Here is an 18,883-nt window from a genome sequence, read left to right as displayed (position 1 = left end):
CGTGTCAGGACGGCGACGGCCCGGTATCAGAGCGGTCGGCGATGGTGGACATCGAAAGAACACAGCACAAGGAGCACATGATGCAGAAGTTCGACACCTCCGCCCCGATCACCGCCGTCCTCCACATCCCCGCCGGACGCGTCCAGCTCATCGCCGCCGACCGGGCCGACACCACCGTCGAGGTCCTGCCCGCCAGCACCTCCAAGACCCGCGACGTCAAGGCCGCCGAGCACACCACGGTCGAGTACGCCGACGGCGTCCTGCGGATCGAGACCGCCGCGGCGAAGAACCAGTACCTCGGCCCCACCGGAGCCATCGAGGTGACGATCAAACTGCCCGCCGGCTCCCAGGTCGACGCGAAGACGGCCAGCGCCGAGCTCCGGACCGTCGGGCGCCTCGGCGACGTCGCCTTCGAAGGCGCCTACCACCAGATCACCATCGACGAGGCCGCGAGCCTCCGCCTCACCGCGACCGACGGCGATGTCGAGGTCGGCCGCCTGGGCGGCCCCGCGGAGATCAGCACCGCAAGAGGCGACATCCGGATCGCCGAGGCCACCGGCGGCAAGGTCGTGCTCCGCACCCAGTCCGGCGACATCACGATCAACGCCGCCACCGGCGTCTCGGCCGCCCTGGACGCCGGCACCTCCAACGGCCGCATCAGCAACGCCCTCAAGAACGACGGCACCGCCGAACTCGACATCCACGCCACCACCTCCAACGGCGACATCACCGCCGGTACCCTGTGACCCGCAGCCTCCACCGGCCGGAGACGTCGGTGAGAAGGCGCGGCACCCGGAGTCGCGGACACCTGCACTCCGCCGCGCCTCTGGGATGATCTTCACGATCTGTTCCCGCCCAGCGAAGGAGCCCTGCTTGACCACCGGACAGCCGCCGACCGCCGACCTGCGCGAGCACTACCGGCGGCTGATGAGCAGCACGCAGTGGCTCGGCGTGGGCATGTGCTGGACGGCGGTGGTCCCCGACGACGGGCGAGCGCTCACCCTGGACCAGATCGCCACCCGGCTCGCTGGGAACACGCCCTACCGGCTGCACGCGCCGATGCCGCTCGAAGCCATCGGGCCGCCCGAACACGACGCCTACCCCGTACTCGTCGACCGGTGCGGCTCGACCACCGTTCTCTTCGAGTGGGACTACCTCGGGGCAACCCCCGCGGCGCTCCGGCGGCTCAGTGAGGGAGCGCGCGTCTACAGCGCCTGGTGGAACGTCAACGCCAACAATCGGCTGAGCTTCGCGGCCGGAGGCGAGCACGTCCTGGCGATCGACGCGCTCTTCCCCGGGCGGCAGGAACACCATGCCGGCCTGGCCCGATGGCCCGAGCTGCAGGCGATGACGGACTTCTTCGCCGAGCCCGCGCCCGAGGACCTCGACGAGGACGAGGACGACTTCGATGACCGCGCCGACTACGACTGGCAGGCCGCCTGCCTCGCGGTGATCGACCGCACCGCCGGGGCGCGGCTGACCAGCGAGTGGCTGGTGCAGCCGCATCCCTGGGTGACGGTCCGCATGCCCGACGCGACCCGCTGACCCTGCACCGCCGCCTCATGCAGGCGCATGGACGTGGCCAAGCCATGATCGGCTGCGACGGCCCAGGATGCGCACGTGACGGCGGCCCGCCGTCACCCGGTCAGCGGCCGTTCCCCTGGAGGCCCTCAGCCCCGTGCGGCGGGTGGCGCCTTCCTTGGCCGTGCCGTAACAGATAGCTGTGCCCTAACGGAAAGCTGCGCCGTGGCAGATAGCTGCGCCGTGGCAGAAAAGGGTCTATCGAACACGACGCCTGAGCGCCGGATCGATCTGCACGTTGCGGCCCGCGTCCGGGGGGACGACGACCTCCTGTGACGCGGCGACGCCGCCCGCGAGCAGCGGCGCGTCCACCGGCACCGTGCGCTTGACCACCGCCAGCGCGATCGGCCCGAGCTCGTGGTGGCGCGCGGACGAGCCGACCGTGCCCACCTCCTGGCTCTCGAAGATCACCGGCGCCCCGTGCGGCGGCAGCGTGTCGACGCTGCCGTCCAGGTGCAGGAACACCAGCCGCCGCGGCGGGTGCCCGAGGTTGTGGACCCGGGCCACCGTCTCCTGACCGCGGTAGCAGCCCTTGCCGAGCTGCACGGCGGTGCCGATGAGGCCGATCTCGTGCGGGATCGTCCTGTGGTCCGTCTCGAAGCCCAGCCGCGGCTCGAACCGCTCGATCCGCAGCGCCTCGTACGCCCACAGCCCCGCCAGCGGCCGGCCCAGGTGCTCCGGCAGCTCGCTGCGGGGCACCAGGAAGTCCTCGGTGGCCGTGGACAGCACCGCGAGGTCGTCGGCCCGCGACACCTCCACCCGCAGCATGAACCGCATCCGGTCGAGGTAGCCCACCAGGCTGTCGGCGGTGCCCGGCTCGACGTGCGCCAGCACGCTCTCGCCGTCGTCGACCAGCGTCAGGTGGTGAAGGATGTGGCCCTGCAGGTCGAGGTCGAGCGTCCGGGTCCACTGACCGGGCACCAGGGTGTCGAGCTTCTGCGAGGTCAGGTCGTTGAGCCACTTCAGCCGGTCGGCGCCGGAGATCCGCACCACCTCGCGGTTGCTGCGGTCGACCACGGCCTCGCCCCGCACCAGCGCGCGCTGCTCGGCGAACAGGTCACCGTAGTGGGCGGCGACGTCGGCGTCCGGGGCCTCGGCGGCGACGGCTCCGTGAAGGTCCAGCAGAGGGCTACGCATGCCGTCCAGATTATCCGCTGGCCGAACCGTCAGCGGCAGCGGCGGCAGCGCCCGAACACCGTCAGGTGATGAACGTCCGCGGCGAACCCCAGCTCCTCGTCGAGCCCCCGCACTAGCCCCTCCGCCAGCTCCGGCCGCACCTCGATCACCTCACCGCAGCCCCGGCACACCAGGTGGACGTGGTCCGCCTCGGCCGCCAGGTGGTAGGTCGGCGCGCCGTGCCCGAGATGGGTGTGCGTCACCATGCCCAGCTCCTCCAGGAGCTCAAGCGTGCGGTAGACGGTGGAGATGTTGACGCCGCGCGCCGTCTCCCGGACCTTGGCGCAGATCTCCTCCGGGGTGGCGTGCTCCAGCGACTTGACCGCCTCCAGCACCAGCTGCCGCTGGGGAGTCACCCGGTAACCCTTGGCGCGGAGCTCCTCGTGCCACTGCGTCTCGGTCATGCCCCGAGTCTACGGCCGCAGCTTTAATCGCTTGCCCTCCTCGCGGAGGACCGCATAACTTCGTGAGTACGCGGAAAGGAGGTGGTCCAAACAATGGTGATTCATAGTTGGGCTAGCGAGGTGGTTGTCCGCTGACGACGCGGACGCCCCGTCTCGCGCCGTTCGGCGAATACGAGGCAACCACCGGGGCCCCCGGCGGCTGGAGGGCGGGAATCCCATCCCGTCCATGGTCCATCCAGCCCGCTCGACCTGGAGCGGAGCACGCCCGGGGGCCCTTTTTTCATGTCCCTCCCGGCCGGGTTCAGTGCTCGCCGCGCGGCTCCGCGCCCAGCTCCTCGCACGCCCGCCGGTAGAGCTCCACCACGGCCGTGCGCACCTGCGCCCGCTCGGTCAGCGGCTCGCGCCACGGCACGCGCACCCGCTCGCCGCCGTCGACCGTGAACTCGATCGCCTCGCCGTCGACACCGCTCGTCACCGCGCGGCTCGCCTCCGGCCGGCCGCCGAGCGCGCGCACGATGAGCAGCGCGTCGTCGCCGTGGTCGTCGTTCATGTGGCGCTTGATCGCCTCGACCGCCTCCGCGGTGAACGGACCGCCGCTCATGCCACCTTCTTCAGCTCGGCCGACATGTGCGACGTGAGCGGGTGCCCCATCGCCGCCATGTCGTAGGCCCACATCAGGTTGCCCTTGACCAGCCCGTACAGACGCCGCCCCGCGGTGTACTCCTTGGCCGTCACGGTGCGCGCCACCACGTCGGTCTGCAGCTCGATCTTGTGGAAGACGACCTCGCCGACGTAGATCTCCACCACCCCGGTGGGGTGGGCGAGCACCACCTCGACCTGCCGGTTCGGTTGCGGGCGCCAGTATCCGGACTCGGTGGCGAGCGGCCTGACCCGGTTGCCGTCCTGGTCGAGCAGCCAGGTCCGGCTCACGTACGACAGGAACGGCTTGCCGTTGTGGCCGAACTCGATCTCCTGGCCGAAGTTGAAGCTGTCGATCGTCGGATAGCCCCCGACACCCGCGCCTTCCCACCTGCCGATGAGAAAGGCGATCGGCTCCAGATCGGGATGCATCTCAGGTTCTTCCATGTCCCCCAACCCTAGTGGCCGCGCGTGCGGGCGCGGGCGTTAGTGTGGCGGGCATGGCACGATCACTGGTGATCAAGGTGACCGCCGGGGCCGACGCGCCCGAGCGCTGCAACCAGGCGTTCACGGTCGCGGCCGCCGCGCTGGCGAGCGGAGTTCCGGTCTCCCTGTGGCTGACCGGCGAGTCCTCCTGGTTCGCGCTCCCGGGGCGGGCCAAGGAGTTCGGCCTGCCCCACGCGGCTCCGTTGACGGACCTGCTGGACGCCGTCCTCGCGGGCGGGCGGGTCACGGTCTGCACGCAGTGCGCGGCCCGGCGCGACATCACGGTCGACGACCTCATCGAGGGTGTCCGCATCGCGGGCGCGCCCACCTTCGTGGAGGAAGCCGTCGCCGAGGGCGCCCAGGCGCTGGTGTACTAGCCCGGTTCCAGGACTCCTTCCGGCGGCCCGCGCTGGACGGGTCAGCCGGCGGCGAGGACCGTGTTGAGCCGCTCCTGGCGGAGCTGTTCGTAGCGGGTGTCGTCGAGCGGGGCGAGCTGGCCGCCGACCCGCCAGGAGAGCAGCAGGTCGGCCAGCGCCGGGTTGCGGGCCAGTGCCGGGCCGTGCAGGTAGGTGCCGACGACGTGGCCCGCGTAGCAGCCCTCGAAGCCGTCGCCGTTGCCCACGCCCTTGACCGTGCGCGACAGCGGCTTGACGCCGGGGCCGAGCCGGGTGACGCCCATGTGGTTCTCGAAGCCCGTCAGCGTCGGCAGGCCGAGCCCGGCGTCGACCTCGGCCACCAGCTCGCCCACGGCGCGGGCCGGGCCGCGGACGCTGGCGATGTCGAGGATGCCGAGCCCGTCGACCGGCTGCCCTTCCTCGCCGCCGAACGTGCTGCCCATGATCTGGTAGCCGGCGCACACCGCCAGCAGCGTGGCGCCCCGGTTGACGGCGCGGTGCAGGCCGCCGTCGCGGCGCAGGCGCGCGGCCGCGAGGATCTGCGGGCGGTCCTCGCCGCCGCCGATGAGGTAGATGTCGCCCGTCTCCGGCACCGGGTCGGCCGAGCGCACGTGCACGGTCTCGGTCTCGATGCCGCGCCGCTGCGCGCGCTGCTCCAGGACCAGCACGTTGCCCTGGTCGCCGTACGTGCTCAGCAGGTCGGGGTAGATCCAGACGATGCGCAGGGCGCTGTCAGACGGCACGGCCGAACTCCGATCGGATCTGCTGGAAGGCGGTGTAGTTGGCGATCACGTCGACGCGGCCGGGCGGCTGCATGGCGAGCGCCTCGGAGAACGTCTCGCACACCGCGAACGGCACGTCCGCCACGTCCAGCCGGAGCGCCAGGTCGAGGCGGCGCTCACCGGTGACGAACACCGGCCGGCCGCGCAGCACGCGGTAGTCGACGTCCCACAGCCAGGACGTGTCGCGCCCGTCGGGGCCCTGGGCGTTGACCGACAGGATGATCGGCAGCTGCGGGTCGGCGACGTCGAACGCCTCCAGCCAGCCCGCCGGGTTCTTGGCCAGCAACAGCCGCGCCTGGCGGCCCTCACGCTCGACCGTGGTGTAGCGGCCGGCGACCGAGGTGACCTCGCGCAGCCGGGGCAGCGCCCGCTCGACCGGCAGGTCGAACGCCTCGGCCACCGCCAGCGCCATGACCGCGTTGGAGCGGTTGGCCAGGCCGGGAAGCTGGATGTCGAGCAGCCACCGCTGCCCGCGCGGGTCGACGACCGCGTCGTCGTCGAGGATCCACTGCGGCTCCGGCCGGTGGAAGGTGCACTCGCGGCAGGCCCAGTCGGCGTCCTTGCGGTCCAGGGGGCCGCCGCACTCGGGGCAGCACCACGAGTCCTCCTTCCACCGCTGTCCGCCCGCGACCCAGGTGACCTTGGCGGCCGTGGAGGCGCCCCAGGTGACGAGGGGGTCGTCGCAGTTGGCGATGACGTGGGTGGGCTTGCCGGACAGCGCCCGCCGCCACTTCTGGGCCAGCAGCCAGATCTCGGCCGCGCGGTCCATCTGGTCGCGGCTGAGGTTCATCAGGCACACCACGCTGGCGCCCGTGGTGTCGAGGACCTCGGGGAGGTACTTCTCGTCCACCTCCAGCACGCCGTAGGGAGCGTCCTTGTGCTGCGACAGCGCCGAGACGTGGCCGGCCGGCATGTTGGCGCCGTACACGTTGGTGGCGACCTCGCCCATCTCCAGCAGCGCGGAGGTGATCAGCCGGGTGGTGGTCGTCTTGCCGTTGGTGGCGCTGACCAGGGCGAGCTTGCGGTCGCGGGCCAGCTTGCGGAGAAGGTCGGGCTCGAGCATGAGGCCCACCCGGCCGCCGATCACCGAGCCGTCACCGCGCCCGGTCATCCTGGACAGCGTGGCGGCGCTGCGGCCCAGGGCGCTCGCGAGCTGGGCCCGCAGTGGAAGCTGGGTCATGGCACAGAATCCTAGTCCGCGTCGGCCGTTGGTCTGGATACGCACGCGAAAACGCGGCCCGGCGCGGCCGGAGCCGGACAGCCGCGAGCGCGAGGCGTGTCCGGCGAGTCACGGCTAGGGCGTGCCGGCGAAGGGCAGCTCGGGCACGCCTCCGTGGTCGAACGGCAGCACGAAGCGGCCCGGCCAGGACAGCACGCCTTCCAGCCACCCGGCTCCCATGGTCTGGCCCACGTGCCGCAGCCGGGCGGCGGGCTCCATGCCGATCGCGACGTTCATGATGTCGCGCTGGAAACCCTCGTTCTCGTCGTCGCCGAGGATGACCCGCCAGGCCAGGGCCCTGTTGTGCTCGATGGCCATGGACAGGGGGTGGTGGCGCAGCGCCTTGGCGCGGTGGCCCAGCAGCTCGCCGTGCGGGGCGGCGGCGCCCGGGACGGCGGCCACCGCGCCGGCCACCGCGGTGGCCACCGCCGAGGCTCTCGCGGCGGGGTTCCCGGCGACTCCGTCGGGCGTGTCCCTGGGCGTGCCGGCAGGCGTCCCGTTGGGCGTCCCGGGGAATGTGTCACGGGACGTGCCGCCGGGCGTGTCGCCGAACAGGGCGTACTCCATGGGCGGCGCCGGGCTGCGCAGGTCCGGCGCGGGCCGGCCGTACGGGAAGAGGCGGTCCACCTCGTGCAGCCAGCGCACCTGCGGGATCACCCACGCCGTGCCGGGACGCTCGCCGCCCCGGTCCAGCGCGGCGAGCAACCGCGTGGCGCGCTCCGCGGCCTTCTCCGTGAGCAGGGCGGGGTCGAGCCAGCTCCGCAGCGACCAGGCGCGCCGCCGCACCGACCGCTCGACCAGCGTGGCGAGCAGGCACTCGCCGCGCCGCACCGGCAGCTCCGACCAGGCGGCGGCGAGCGCGCGCGGCACGCCGGGCATCGGGCGGTTCGTCACGAACGCGAGCACGACCGTGTCGCACCACACGCGCAGCCACGCCCAGTCGGGCGCGTCGGCCAGCACGTCGGCCTCGCGCAGCTCGACGAGCGTGCACGCCTGCCCGGTACGGCACTGGCTGCCGCACGCGGCCGACCGGCGTCCCCGTATCGGCGGGGGCGGGCTCGCAACCAGCCGCTCGCGCGACTCGCCGAGCGGCACCCGCACGCGCAGCGGCCGGTCCATGCCGTCGGCGAACACGGCCGCGGAGCCCGGCTGGAGCGAGACGACCTGGCGGGACTGCTCCTCGCTGAGGTTCATGGCGGCGCCGACGAGCTGCCTGTCGTCCTCGGCCGGGAGCCGGTGGACGACCTTGAGGGCGGTGTTCTTGACCACGTCGGCGACGAGCTTGGTGGGGATCTGCTCGGCCACGACGATGCCCTCGCCGTACGCCCTGATCTCGGCCAGCATGCCGGCCAGCAGCTCCACGGCGTGCGTGGCGGCCCGGCCGGCGCCGCGGTCGCGCAGCAGCCGGTGCGCCTCCTCGATGACGATGACGTGGCGCAGCCCGGTGGACTTCTCCTGCCGGGCGCGCATCCGCAGGTGCTCCACGATGCGGATGATGAGCGTGCCCATGAGGAACGCCTTGTCCTCGTCGTTGGCCACGTCCTCGATGGCGAGCACCACGTTGCGCCGGAGCAGACCGCCGATGTCGGCCGGGTGGCCGCCCTCGAAGAAGCGCCCGGCCGAGCCGACGCGCAGCGAGCGCAGCCGCAGCGAGATGAAGCCCTCGACGTCGGCCTGGACCTCGCGGCCGTAGCCGATCTCCTTGATCACGTCCATCGCGTGCTGCTGGAGCAGCTCCAGGGTCGGCACGCTGGGCGGCACCTTGGAGCCGGGCACGGCGCCGCCGGTCACGACGTCCCAGCCGGTGGCCTCGTAGACGCGCTGCAACGCCAGCGACATGATCTGCGGGAACGGCTCCTCGGCGTCGAAGGCGGCCATGAACAGCGCCCTGACCATGTCGATGTGCGCCTGGACGGGGTAGCCGGGCTCGGGTTCGAGGGGGTTGATGCTGAACGGCACGCCGGCGGGCGCCGACGGGTTGATCACGGTGACGGGCCCGAACTGCTCGACGCGGCCGGCCATGGCGGCGTACTCCGACTTGGCGGGCTCGATCGCGAGCCAGGGGATGCGGGCCCCGCTGAGCTGCTCCAGCAGGTGCCGGACGGTCTGCGACTTGCCCGAGCCGGTGGCGCCGGTGACGAACGCGTGCCGGTTCAGCGTGGCCAGCGGCACCCGGAACGAGCCGACCCCCCGGTCCTGCCCGTCGAGGATCTCGCCCAGCTCCAGCTCCCCGCCGTCGGCCTCGGACGTCACGTCGAAGAAGCCCGAGTCGAGCACCCGCACGCCGGGCACCTCGCGCCTGGGCAGCCCGGCCAGCGCGGCGAGTGCCCCGGCCGTGGCGGCGAACGGCGCGGCGGCCCCGTCGGCGGGGTCCTGCATGGTGATGGCCAGCGCCTCGGCCAGCGTGTGGACGGCCCCCTGGGCGCTGCGCAGCCGGTAGGGGTGGTGGCTCATCTCGACGGAGCCGACGAGGACGGGCGCGATCTGCCGCAGCTCCTCGGCCGTCGCGCCGCCGGCCAGCACCCGGACGTTCCACAGCCCGGCCTCGCGGAACGCGTCCAGCTCCTGCATGCGCCGCTCGGCCCGCTCGGCGTCGAAGCGGGAGCGCTCGGAGGCGTCGCCGTACTGGCGCAGCACGTTGAGCTGGGTGCGCAGGTGGGCCACCTCGGCGTCGAGCAGGCCGGTCGGCTCCGCCACGACCAGCCAGGCGAACGGCCGCGACATGAGCGTGATCAGCGTCGACTCGAACAGCGTGGGCCGCTTCAGCTCGTCGGGGTCGAACTCCCGGCGTCCGCCCAGCGGCGGCGCCTGCCGGCCCGGACACGGCGTCCACACCAGGTCGGCGAGGTCGGCCAGGTACTCCTCGCCGAGCTGGACCCCGCGCGCCCCGCCGGGGAACAGCAGCGGCTGCGGCCCTGTCGGCGCCTCCGGGGTGTCGGTGGCGCGGCGCGGCTGCCGGGGCGGCGACAGCGGGCCCGCGTTCGTGATGAGCTCCAGGGGCGCGCCGGAGCCGCGGGAGAGCCATCCGATGGCGAACGGCCGGTCCCGCTGGGCGGCGGACAGCACGGCGGGAAGCACGGTGACGAAGTCCCACTCCGCCGACGAGCTTCGTGAGGGTGCGGCGATGGACTGGATCCGATACCACGGCCCGCTCAGCGAAACACTCGGCTGCATTGCATCCCCCCACAGACGGCTCTTAGTAAAATCGGCCGACCGTCAGCCCGTCGCCTTGACATTGACCATCTCATTGCCTGCCCTTGCGCCAGTCGAGGCGTGGCGGGGGCGGACCGAGGTTCGGCGGCGGTTCGGAGGCGTCGCGTCCGGGCGTCCCCGCGTGCTCGCTCGGCCGCCCGGCGCCGCGCTGCGGCTTCCCCTGCCGGCCTTCCTGCCCGGCCTCCTGGTGCCCCTCCCCGGTCCCCGGCTCGCCGTCGAGGGCCAGCACGGCGTCGCGCACGTCGTCCAGCTCGCCGAGCGTCGTCTTGGGGAAGGTCAGGATGGCCGGGTTGGCGTCGGCGAGGCGGACCCGCCGGCCCTGCGCGGTGGCGTCGGTGACGATGACGGAGGTGGTGGGGAGCTGCTGGAGCTGGTGCGGCTCGACGAGGAACTCCCGGGAGCGCTGGAGCACCCGCTCCTTCTCGCCGATCTTGCCGGTCGTGCGGCCCCACTCGGTGGACTCGGTGATGTCCTCGGCCAGGTCGGTGGCGCTGTCGCCGTGCTCCTCGTGCCGGCCCTCGACCTCGGCGATCGTGGAGGTGTAGCCGCCGTCCACCCCGGGCAGCGACTCGCTGATCGTCTCGGTGAGCTGGGCCAGCTCCAGCCGGTGCTCGGTGCCGACGTGCTCGCTCGCCACCCGGGCGTCCTCGGCGTTGCCGAGACGCATGAACGCGACCGCGGCGTGGCCGCGCCCCAGCCGCTCCCGCACGGGCGGCGTCAGCGACCGGTACGTCAGCACGAGCCCCGTACGGGAGGTCTCGCAGGCGTCCATGAGCCGGTCGAGCACGTCACCGCGGAGCTTGTCGGCCCCCGCGACGATGATCGTGTGATACCAGGGCCGGTCGGAGGCGGGCGACTGCCGCAGGATGTGGGTGAGCGCGGTCGCCACGTACGTGCCGAGCACCCGGTTGCCGAAAACGCCGGCCTGCCGGTCCATGCTGACCACCCGCAGCCGGGCGGGCGGCAGCCGCACGGCCTCCGTGCCCAGCGTCTCCAGCTTGCGCAGCTGTGACTCCAGCGCCCAGGCCCGCTCGATGACGACGCGGTCGCTGACGCCGCGCCCGAACAGCGTGCCGATGCGTTCGAGCTGGGTCGCGGTGATCAGCCCGTACCTGAGGTCGTCGCGCGGGTCGCCGACCTGGGCCAGGGCCCGCAGCGCGGCGGTGACCTGGCTGATCGTGGCGTTCTCGCCCAGGACCTCCAGGACGCGCTCCAGGATGGCGTTGTCGAAGCTGAGGTCGCGGGTGGTGCGGTGCTCCTCGCTGACGCTGACGACGTGGGCGAGCACGTCCGCGAACGCCTCGGGCTTGAGGGTGGCCCCCAGGTCGAGGCGGGGCAGGTCCACGGGCAGCACCCAGACCAGGGGGTCGTCGCCGCCCCGGCGGGCCAGCTCGACGAGGTCCTTGGCGATGGCGCCCTCGGACAGGTCGAGCACGGTCAGATGGCCGCCGCTGTAGAGGCGGGTGGCGCCGAGCAGGGTGACGAGCGCCGACCAGCCGGGCAGCGTGCCACCGGCGACGTCGATGCGGTCGATCTCGTCGGGCACGGCGACGGCGTACCAGCTCAGCTGGCGGTCATGGCGCTCCTTGAGCCGCTGCCATTCGCGGTAGCGCTGGGCGTGCTCCTCCTGGGCGCGGAACAGCTCTTTGTCACGTTCCTGTCGCCGGCGGTCATCGCGGGCCTGCTGCTCGCTGATCCGGTAGCGGACCGCCCGGTCGCCCTGGACGAGCGCGTAGCTGCAGATGATCGCCACGCCGCAGGCCGCGACCAGGCCGAGCAACGCGAACTTCCACTGGAGGAGGCCGGCCACGGCCAGCGCGAGGATGAGCAGCGTCAGCACGACCATGAACAGCCGGAAGACCCGTACCGGCCGGTTGAGCATGTCCTCCTGCATGCGCTTGCGGCGGGCCACGTCGGGGTCGGGGCGCGCGGGCGGCGGCTCCTCGGCCGGCGAGGGGCGTTTCGGTGGCGGACCGGGGTCCGGGTGCAGCAGGATGTACTGCCAGCCCAGGTAGATGCGGTCCGCCTGGAGCTGCGCATGCTCAGGATGCACGTCCACCACGTGACCCTCCGGCCGCGATATGTCGTTAGTAGTAGAGGCTTGTCCCGCCCGCTCCGTGACAGCGTATGAGCTAGAACCCCTTCTACGGCAGGGTTCTCGGCAATTGGACCGGCCCGTTGGGAGGATAGCGGCGGATGGGACAAGCGTGACCTATTACCATCCTTACCCATGACCGAACCCTCCGGCGGCAGCGGCAGGCCCAGGCGCCCGGTCGTGGTGCCGGCGGTGGCCCTGGTGCTGGTCACGGCCCTCGGCGTCACCGCCCTCGCGGGCGGCCTCAGCGAGGCTCCGGACGCCCCTCCCCAGCTCGGCAAGGGCGCCGTGCTCGACCAGGGCCGGTTCGCCACCCGCTTCGTCGAGTCGCGGGTGCGGCTGGAGAAGGCCCAGACGCAGTTCGACCAGGACAAGCGGTTCGTGGAGCTGGTCTTCGAGGTGACCAACCGCGGCGACGACACCGCCTCCGTCGGCGTGCCCCCGAGCCAGGAGAACGCCGGCTACGGCGACTCGTTCGGCAGCTCGCTGGTCAAGATCAGCCCGCCCTTCCCGGCCGACTCCGGGCCGTTCGCCTTCGCCCTGGCCAAGGGCGGCGAGACCGGGCAGCTCCACCCGGGGATCAAGACCACGGTCATCGTCCGGTACCAGCTCAAGGATGGCCGGAAGCCGCCGGAGAAGGTCACGCTGGACGTGGGCTCGTACGAGTACGTGGCCGGGTTCAACGACCCGTCCGAGAGGTGGACGATGATCACCCAGGACGAGGGGGACAAGCTCGTCCCCGAGGTCAAGGCGCAGGTGACCCTGCCCGTCCAGGAAGACGCCACGGCATGACGGCCGTCCAGCCCCGCGCGGCGGCCTCGGACGGCCGGGGCGCCCGCCGCACCGGCTCCGGGCGGGGCGGCTCGCGGGCGCTCAACACGCTGCTCGGCCTGCTCCTCGCCGGCGGCGCCGTGGGCCTGCAGACCCTCGCGCTGACGGAGAACGACACCGGGGCCCCGCTGACGTACACGGGCGACAAGGGGCAGGACGTGGACGCCCGGCGCTTCCACGTTCGGCTCGACTCCTTCACCGTCGCCAGGGCGATCCAGACCCGCAGCACCGAGACCGTCGAGACGGACAACCTGTTCCTCGTCGTCAACGCCGCCGCCAAGTCCAGCCTCAAGCCGTACCACCTCGGCCAGCCCACGCTGCTGACCGCCGACGGCCACCGCTTCGACGCCACCGACCGGGTGGACGGCACGCTCACGATGGCCGCCACCTGGGTGCAGCCGGACATCTGGGTCACCGGGCGGTACTTCTTCGAGGTGCCCGCCTCGGCGCTGCCGGGGGCCAAGGTGGTGTTCGGGCTGCCGCCGTCGGTCGTGGTCGAGCCGTACCAGCCGGAAGTGGAGATCGACCTGGGGCTCGACGAGAAGGCCGCCCGCGACCTCGCCGCCAAGCCCCAGGACGTCTACTCCCTCGTCAAGAAGTGATCGGGCACATGAGCGCAGACGACCGCGACTGGTTCGCGCCCCGCAACCCCCGCCCCGCCAACGGGGCGGCCCGGAACGGCCAGGGACCGCCGCCCCAGGGGATGCCGCCCCAGGGGATGCCGCCGCGGCCTGCCCCGCCCGGTCAGGGAGGCGGGCTGCGGCCCGCGCGGCCGAGGCCCGGGTCGGGGTCGCGGATCTGGCCCGACCGGCAGGTGTGGCCGCCGGTGCCGCCCGAGCCCGTCGAGGGGGTCACCCAGCCGCTGCCGGCCGTACCGGACAGCCTGCCCCTCCCGCCTCCTCCTCCGCCTCGCCTCCCTCCGGCGCCGCCCCGGGAGGCCCCGTCCCCGGAGGGCCCGCCCCAGGAGGCCGCGTCGCGTCCCCGGAGGCGCGGCCGGCTCCTGCTGGTGGCCGCCGCCGCGCTGGTGAGCGTCGCCGTGGCGGTGGGCGCGACCACGTACGACGGCTACCTGTTCTACGAGAAGGTCGCGTCCACGGAGACGCGCCTCGTGCCGGTGGCGCCCGGGCAGGCCGGCACCGTGTACGGCATCGAGTGGAAGGCGTCGCTCGCGCCCACCGAGGCCCCGCCGGGCAGCAAGCACGGCGACAGCGTCGCCTGGCTCAAGGTGGACATCTCGGAGAAGGTCGTGGACCCCGGGAGCGCCACCATGACCGCGAAGCCGGACGAGGTGCGGCTCCAGGACCGCGCGGGCCGCACCTGGGTCGTGGAGCTCGCGGCGGGCGACCGGCCGACCGACCGGCTGGAGGTCGGCAAGGAGTACGCGCTGGAGGGGCTCGCCGTGGTGCCCGCCGGGGTGGCCGGCGAGGTGGAGCTGTCGTTCCGGCCCAGCGGCTACCGCGCCGACACGCCGACCAAGGACCTGTTCAAGCGGAGGACGTCCAAGCCGGACGTGGACGTGCTGCGGTTCCGGCGCTAGCGGCTCACTCCGTCGTGAACGCCTGTCCGCGCAGGCGGGCCCGGGTGGCGGCGAGGTCGAAGGTGGCGGCCAGCAGCGCCATGGTGACCACGGTCACCAGCAGGTCGCGGCCGAAGGAGAGCGGCGGCTCCAGGTAGGCCCACGCCCACTCCACCTCCGACCCGACGAGCGTGCGGACCGCGCGGTCGGCGTACTGCGCGCCCACCGCGACGGCCACGTAGCACAGGCACATCATGCCGAACAGCGGCGCCCCGCCCCTGATCACCAGTCGCAGGGAGTTGACCAGCGGCACCCAGCGCTCCTGGAACCCGCCGGTGACCCGCTCGAACGACCGCTTCGTCAGGTCGTGGCTGCTCTCCAGGCGGTCGATGCCGCGCTCGAACCGGGTCCCCCTGACCATGGTGCGGGTGTCGTCGGCGTACGCGCCGAACACCAGCATCGCCACGGTCAGCCAGGCCAGCGGGATGGCGATGGAGTCGAGGAGGAACGGCCACACGTCGCCGAACCAGGTCGTGACGGCCTTCAGGACGGGCACGGCGTCCTGCGCCTTCGTCCAGAGGCTCTCGGTGCCGACGACCACGGTGCGGTGGTCCACCCACTCCGACCGCGCGTCCGCGACGGCCACGGTGGCGTTGAGCCCGTAGAAGACGAACGCGAACTCGGAGAACGCGGCGGCGAAGCCGTAGAAACGCCCGCCGCCCTTCTCCACCAGCCGGGCGAACAGCGTCTTCAGCCCGAACGCGACCACCATCGTGCCGACCGACACCCGCCAGTCGAGGTCGAGGAGGCTGCGGCCGACGCTCGACTTCTCGCCGAAGAACGCGGCGTCGGTCATGTCGTAGAAGTGGTGGAACAGGTCCATCTGCTGGAGGTCGCGGGCGTCCTCCGTCTGGAAGCCCCAGGCCATGTAGAGCACGGCGAAGGCGGGGGCGACCCGGTCCAGGGCGGTGAAGAACCGCTCGTCCTCCGCGCCCTCGGCGGTCCGTGCGCGCATCTCCCACAGGGCGCCGCGCAGTGTGTGCAGCATGCCCGTGACCACGGTCAGCGCCGCCAGGACGACCAGGGTGAGCAGCGTGATCGTGGCCACCAGCCGGACCTGCCGGAAGTCGCCGTAGGCCACCTCGGTGGCGCCGTACAGCAGCGCGAAGCGGACGGCCTCCCCCGCCGCGAACCACAGCACGAGTGGCAGCACGCAGCGCCCGAGCAGGCGAAGGGCGTGCACGGGCAGCGAGAACGGCGACGGCAGCTTCCGGGCCGGTGAAGGCGCAGGTCGGGGTGGTGCCGCCACACCAGACGAACCTGACATCTGGTGAATCGTAGCGGCCTGCCCCCTTCGCCGCAGCCCCAGCCCGCGCCCAACCGCCCCCAGTCCGCCCTCAGCCCGCCCCGGCCGCCCCGCCGGCGCTCAGCCGGCCAGGGCGTCCGGACGGCACGTGCGGCACGGGCGGTAGCCGGCCGTGCGGGCCGCGTCGAGCGTGCGGAAGCCGTGCCGGTGCGCGGCCGTGATGCGCCGGGCGTTGTGGCAGGTCGGGAAGCACACCACGCCCGTGGTGTCACTGGCCAGGTAGAACACCCGCTCCTTGGCCAGCCCGCCGAGCCGCCCCAGGTCCACGCCCTCGGCCAGCAGCAGCCGCTCCTTGGCCGCCGCACCGAAGACGTACTCGCCCACGACCCCGTCCGAGCGCGTCACCCGGTGGCAGGGGATGAGCAACGGCACGGGGTTGCGGGCGAGCGCCGTGCCGACCGCGCGCACCGCCCTGGGCCGGCCGGCACGGGCCGCGATCCACGCGTACGGCCTGACCTCGCCGCGCGGGATCTCCTGGACGGCCCGCAGCACGTCCCTCTGGAAGCCGCCCAGCCCTCCCAGGTCGAGCGGCAGCCCCGACAGCCGCCCGGTGCGCAGCGCGGGCCCCAGCCCCGCCGGCGGCCTCGCGGCGGCCACCAGCGGCCGGCCGAACCGTGACCGGAAGGCCGCGGCGAACCCGTCGCCGTGGTGCACGTAGGCCACGCCCTGCCCGGTCCAGGCCACGGACAGCTCCCCGATCGGGCTCGGCAGCACCGTCCAGCGCGCCGCGATCCGGTCGAGCAGCCCCGCGGGCGCCTCCACGGCCAGGCCGGCGAGTTCGTCGAGCAGGGGATCCTGGTTCATCGGGCACCTCCTAGCGCGCGCAGCCGCTTCAGCCCGCGCGACACGTGTGACTTGACCGTGCCCTGCGGGATCCGCAGCATCGTGGCGATCTCGCTGACCGGCAGGTCGGCGACGTGCCGGAGCACCACCGCGGCGCGCTGCTCGTCCGGCAGCAGCGCGAGCAGCCCCGCCAGCTCCTCGCCGGTCTCGCGGCGCACCGCCGCGTCCTCGACGCCCTCACGGGCATCGACGACGTCGACGGGCTCCTCACGGAGGTCGGGTGGCGGCTTGCGGGACCTGGCGCGGGCACAGTTGCGCCAGATGTTCATGAGGATGGTCAGGAGCCAGGGACGCGTCCGCAGTGCCGCGACACGCTCCCGGTCGTAGCCGGCCAGCGCCCGGTACGCGCGCAGGAACGTCTCGGCCGTGAGGTCCTCGGCGTCGGCCCAGCGCCCGCTCAGCCGCAGCGCCGTCGAGAAGACGACGTCGCGGTGGGCGCCGTACAGCTCGGCGAAGCCCGCGTCGAGGTCGTCGAGCAGCGCCTTCTGCACCGGGTCGAGACAGTCCATATGACTCACATCTACACGAACACCGCCACGACCCGTTCGGTGGCACCCGGCACCCGCTGTTTCGCCGGAAAACCGAGCCGGAAAACCGAGAGGACCCGCGCCGGTGTCGGCGCGGGTCCTTCGTTCACCGGGCTCAGCCGGCGTTCAAAGAGCTCAGACGGCTACGGCGAGCTGGGAGACCTCGCCCAGCTTGGCCTCCACCTGGACGTCACGGGTGACGCCGCCGCCCGCGATGATGCGCACGGTCCAGTCGCCCGGCGCGGCGAAGAACCGGAAGACGCCGTCGTCGGACACGACGACCTCACCCGTGAACTCGCCGGAGTGGTCGAGCAGCCGGGCGTAGGCCGTGCCGACGCCCGTGACCACACCCTGGATCACAGCCTGGTTGGTCAGGTCGATGCCGGCGGGCAGAGCGATCGTCTGCTCCGGGGCTCCGCATCCCTGCGCGGTGGTCATCGGGCCTCCCCCAGCTCGATCGGCACGCCCACGAGCGAGCCGTACTCGGTCCACGAACCGTCGTAGTTCTTGACGTTGCCCTGGTCGAGCAGCTCGTGCAGCACGAACCACGTGTGCGCCGAGCGCTCGCCGATGCGGCAGTAGGCGATGGTGTCCTTGCCGAAGTCGACGCCGGCCTCCTGGTAGAGGGCGCGCAGGTCGTCGTCGGCCTTGAACGTGCCGTCGTCGTTGGCCGCCTTGGACCACGGGATGTTGCGGGCGGTCGGCACGTGGCCGCCGCGCTGCGCCTGCTCCTGCGGCAGGTGGGCGGGCGCGAGCAGCTTGCCGGTGAACTCGTCGGGCGAGCGGACGTCGACCAGGTTGAGCTTGCCGATGGCCGAGACGACATCGTCGCGGAAGGCGCGGATCGCGGCGTCCTGGTCCTGGGCGACGTACTGCGTCCTGTCGCGCTGCGGGACGTCCTTGACCAGCTCGCGGGAGTCGAGTTCCCACTTCTTGCGGCCGCCGTCGAGCAGCTTGACGTTGTCGTGGCCGTAGAGCTTGAAGTACCAGTAGGCGTAGGACGCGAACCAGTTGTTGTTGCCGCCGTAGAGCACGACGGTGTCGTCGTTGGAGATGCCACGCTCGGACAGCAGCGTCTCGAACCCGGTCTTGTCGACGAAGTCACGGCGGACGGGGTCCTGGAGGTCCTGCCTCCAGTCGATCTTGACAGCGCCACGAATGTGGCCCTTGTCGTAGGCGCTGGTGTCCTCGTCGACTTCGACGAGAACGACACCTGGCGTGTCGAGGTTGGCCTCGACCCAGTCGGCATCCACCAGGACGGCGGCGCGGCTCATTGGTGAACCTCCCATGTGGCGGCGGGCGATAGACGGCGAATCAGCAGGTACGTTTCGCAGCCGAGACAGAGTCCGAAGGCTGCGTTGAGGAATGCGGCGAGGAGAGCCGCTGCCGTGGCCCCGAGGGCCAGCGGCGTGATCCCGGCGAGAAGTCCGGCCAGTCCCGCGACCGCGAAGACGAGCCCCACCCCCTGCGCGAAACGCGGCGGGCGGGCGTCCTCCGTCACCTTCGGCGCGCTCCTGACGAGCGCCCGGAAGACCATCCCGTACGGCGAGCGACCGGCCACACCCAGCGCGAACACCACCGCTTGCGCGGCGAGCAGCCAGGCGCTACCCGTCACGAGGACGAGAGCGAGGACCAGGGTGGTGACGGCCGCGCCGAAGCGCAGCGCTCTAGGGTCGGCACGCATCGAGAGATGCTCCCTGAAGGGGGTCGGGTTGGGGCGGATCGGAAGTCCGCGCGAGACCGTCCTCAGGCAGCGCGACAGAGCGCGGTCGCGACGCGGCAGAAATCAACTGCCCGCCGCTTCGTCAGC

At 72.6% G+C, this 18,883-nt stretch carries 20 protein-coding genes; 6 read left to right on the top strand and 14 right to left on the bottom strand.

The features are described 5' to 3' along the window. Window positions 1-80 precede the first annotated feature (80 nt). Together ABZS51_RS02570 and ABZS51_RS02565 are read left to right on the top strand one after the other, a co-directional pair. Window positions 81-746 (top strand): DUF4097 family beta strand repeat-containing protein, encoded by a 666-nt coding sequence (locus tag ABZS51_RS02570; RefSeq protein WP_355435193.1) that lies wholly within the window; start codon window positions 81-83, stop codon window positions 744-746. Window positions 747-873: 127 nt separating this feature from the next. Beyond that, window positions 874-1,545, top strand: coding sequence for a DUF6461 domain-containing protein (locus ABZS51_RS02565; RefSeq protein ID WP_355435190.1), 672 nt, complete (start codon window positions 874-876; stop codon window positions 1,543-1,545). A 234-nt stretch (window positions 1,546-1,779) separates the two neighbouring features. Here the strand turns inward: ABZS51_RS02565 and ABZS51_RS02560 are convergent, their stop codons facing one another. From ABZS51_RS02560 to ABZS51_RS02545, 4 genes are all read right to left on the bottom strand, one after another. Continuing rightward, window positions 1,780-2,718, bottom strand: coding sequence for a glycine cleavage T C-terminal barrel domain-containing protein (locus tag ABZS51_RS02560; RefSeq protein WP_355435187.1), 939 nt, complete (start codon window positions 2,716-2,718; stop codon window positions 1,780-1,782). Window positions 2,719-2,747: 29 nt separating this feature from the next. Continuing rightward, the gene (locus ABZS51_RS02555) at window positions 2,748-3,161 is read right to left on the bottom strand and encodes a Fur family transcriptional regulator (RefSeq protein ID WP_355435184.1); all 414 of its coding nucleotides are present in this window, start codon (window positions 3,159-3,161) and stop codon (window positions 2,748-2,750) included. A gap of 301 nt (window positions 3,162-3,462) precedes the next feature. After that, on the bottom strand, window positions 3,463-3,762 hold the full coding sequence (locus ABZS51_RS02550; RefSeq protein WP_310706912.1) for a DUF2470 domain-containing protein: 300 nt from the start codon (window positions 3,760-3,762) through the stop codon (window positions 3,463-3,465). Next, window positions 3,759-4,247, bottom strand: coding sequence for an FABP family protein (locus tag ABZS51_RS02545; RefSeq protein WP_310706913.1), 489 nt, complete (start codon window positions 4,245-4,247; stop codon window positions 3,759-3,761). The genes ABZS51_RS02550 and ABZS51_RS02545 overlap by 4 nt, the downstream gene beginning before the upstream one ends. Window positions 4,248-4,300: 53 nt before the next feature. On the opposite strand from ABZS51_RS02545, the gene ABZS51_RS02540 reads away from it, so the two are divergent. Then, a complete protein-coding gene (locus ABZS51_RS02540; RefSeq protein ID WP_355435180.1) occupies window positions 4,301-4,663 on the top strand; it encodes a DsrE family protein in 363 nt (120 codons plus the stop codon). Between the two features lie 41 nt (window positions 4,664-4,704). On the opposite strand, the gene ABZS51_RS02535 is transcribed toward ABZS51_RS02540, so the two are convergent. The 4 genes from ABZS51_RS02535 to ABZS51_RS02520 all read right to left on the bottom strand — a co-directional run bounded on the left by ABZS51_RS02535 (window position 4,705) and on the right by ABZS51_RS02520 (window position 11,948). Further along, window positions 4,705-5,424, bottom strand: a complete 720-nt coding sequence (locus tag ABZS51_RS02535; RefSeq protein WP_310706915.1) for a glutamine amidotransferase — start codon at window positions 5,422-5,424, stop codon at window positions 4,705-4,707. Continuing rightward, entirely contained in the window at window positions 5,414-6,643 is a 1,230-nt protein-coding gene (locus tag ABZS51_RS02530) for a MurT ligase domain-containing protein (protein WP_310706916.1), read from the bottom strand. Before ABZS51_RS02530 ends, ABZS51_RS02535 begins: the two co-directional genes overlap by 11 nt. A 114-nt stretch (window positions 6,644-6,757) precedes the next feature. Beyond that, window positions 6,758-9,856 (bottom strand): ATP-binding protein, encoded by a 3,099-nt coding sequence (locus tag ABZS51_RS02525; RefSeq protein ID WP_355435175.1) that lies wholly within the window; start codon window positions 9,854-9,856, stop codon window positions 6,758-6,760. Window positions 9,857-9,926: 70 nt separating this feature from the next. Then, window positions 9,927-11,948, bottom strand: a complete 2,022-nt coding sequence (locus ABZS51_RS02520) for a hypothetical protein (RefSeq protein ID WP_355435172.1) — start codon at window positions 11,946-11,948, stop codon at window positions 9,927-9,929. Window positions 11,949-12,125: 177 nt separating this feature from the next. On the opposite strand from ABZS51_RS02520, the gene ABZS51_RS02515 reads away from it, so the two are divergent. From ABZS51_RS02515 to ABZS51_RS02505, 3 genes are read left to right on the top strand one after another with little or no spacing between them, the layout of a single operon-like run. Further along, window positions 12,126-12,782 (top strand): hypothetical protein, encoded by a 657-nt coding sequence (locus ABZS51_RS02515; protein WP_355435169.1) that lies wholly within the window; start codon window positions 12,126-12,128, stop codon window positions 12,780-12,782. Continuing rightward, the gene (locus tag ABZS51_RS02510; protein ID WP_355435166.1) at window positions 12,779-13,423 is read left to right on the top strand and encodes a hypothetical protein; all 645 of its coding nucleotides are present in this window, start codon (window positions 12,779-12,781) and stop codon (window positions 13,421-13,423) included. The genes ABZS51_RS02515 and ABZS51_RS02510 overlap by 4 nt, the downstream gene beginning before the upstream one ends. A gap of 8 nt (window positions 13,424-13,431) precedes the next feature. Next, window positions 13,432-14,358 (top strand): hypothetical protein, encoded by a 927-nt coding sequence (locus ABZS51_RS02505; protein WP_355435164.1) that lies wholly within the window; start codon window positions 13,432-13,434, stop codon window positions 14,356-14,358. Between the two features lie 4 nt (window positions 14,359-14,362). On the opposite strand, the gene ABZS51_RS02500 is transcribed toward ABZS51_RS02505, so the two are convergent. The 6 genes from ABZS51_RS02500 to ABZS51_RS02475 all read right to left on the bottom strand — a co-directional run bounded on the left by ABZS51_RS02500 (window position 14,363) and on the right by ABZS51_RS02475 (window position 18,757). Next, a complete protein-coding gene (locus ABZS51_RS02500) occupies window positions 14,363-15,580 on the bottom strand; it encodes a hypothetical protein (protein ID WP_355435162.1) in 1,218 nt (405 codons plus the stop codon). A gap of 183 nt (window positions 15,581-15,763) precedes the next feature. Continuing rightward, window positions 15,764-16,507 carry a methylated-DNA--[protein]-cysteine S-methyltransferase gene (locus ABZS51_RS02495; protein ID WP_355435159.1) on the bottom strand — a complete coding sequence of 248 codons (744 nt, stop codon included), beginning with the start codon at window positions 16,505-16,507 and terminating at the stop codon, window positions 15,764-15,766. Continuing rightward, window positions 16,504-17,055, bottom strand: coding sequence for a sigma-70 family RNA polymerase sigma factor (locus tag ABZS51_RS02490; protein ID WP_355435156.1), 552 nt, complete (start codon window positions 17,053-17,055; stop codon window positions 16,504-16,506). The genes ABZS51_RS02495 and ABZS51_RS02490 overlap by 4 nt, the downstream gene beginning before the upstream one ends. A gap of 153 nt (window positions 17,056-17,208) precedes the next feature. Then, window positions 17,209-17,511: a DUF1416 domain-containing protein gene (locus ABZS51_RS02485; RefSeq protein WP_310706928.1), complete on the bottom strand. Its 303-nt coding sequence runs from the start codon at window positions 17,509-17,511 to the stop codon at window positions 17,209-17,211. Next, on the bottom strand, window positions 17,508-18,347 hold the full coding sequence (locus ABZS51_RS02480) for a sulfurtransferase (RefSeq protein ID WP_355435151.1): 840 nt from the start codon (window positions 18,345-18,347) through the stop codon (window positions 17,508-17,510). The genes ABZS51_RS02485 and ABZS51_RS02480 overlap by 4 nt, the downstream gene beginning before the upstream one ends. After that, window positions 18,344-18,757, bottom strand: a complete 414-nt coding sequence (locus tag ABZS51_RS02475; protein ID WP_310706930.1) for a DUF4395 domain-containing protein — start codon at window positions 18,755-18,757, stop codon at window positions 18,344-18,346. Before ABZS51_RS02475 ends, ABZS51_RS02480 begins: the two co-directional genes overlap by 4 nt. Window positions 18,758-18,883: the final 126 nt, after the last annotated feature.

It is taken from the genome of Nonomuraea sp. NPDC005501, assembly GCF_040605905.1.
Taxonomy (GTDB): Bacteria; Actinomycetota; Actinomycetes; order Streptosporangiales; family Streptosporangiaceae; genus Nonomuraea.
The sequence above is the reverse complement of the archived record's forward strand: the minus strand, read 5'-3'. Positions and strand labels throughout refer to the sequence as shown.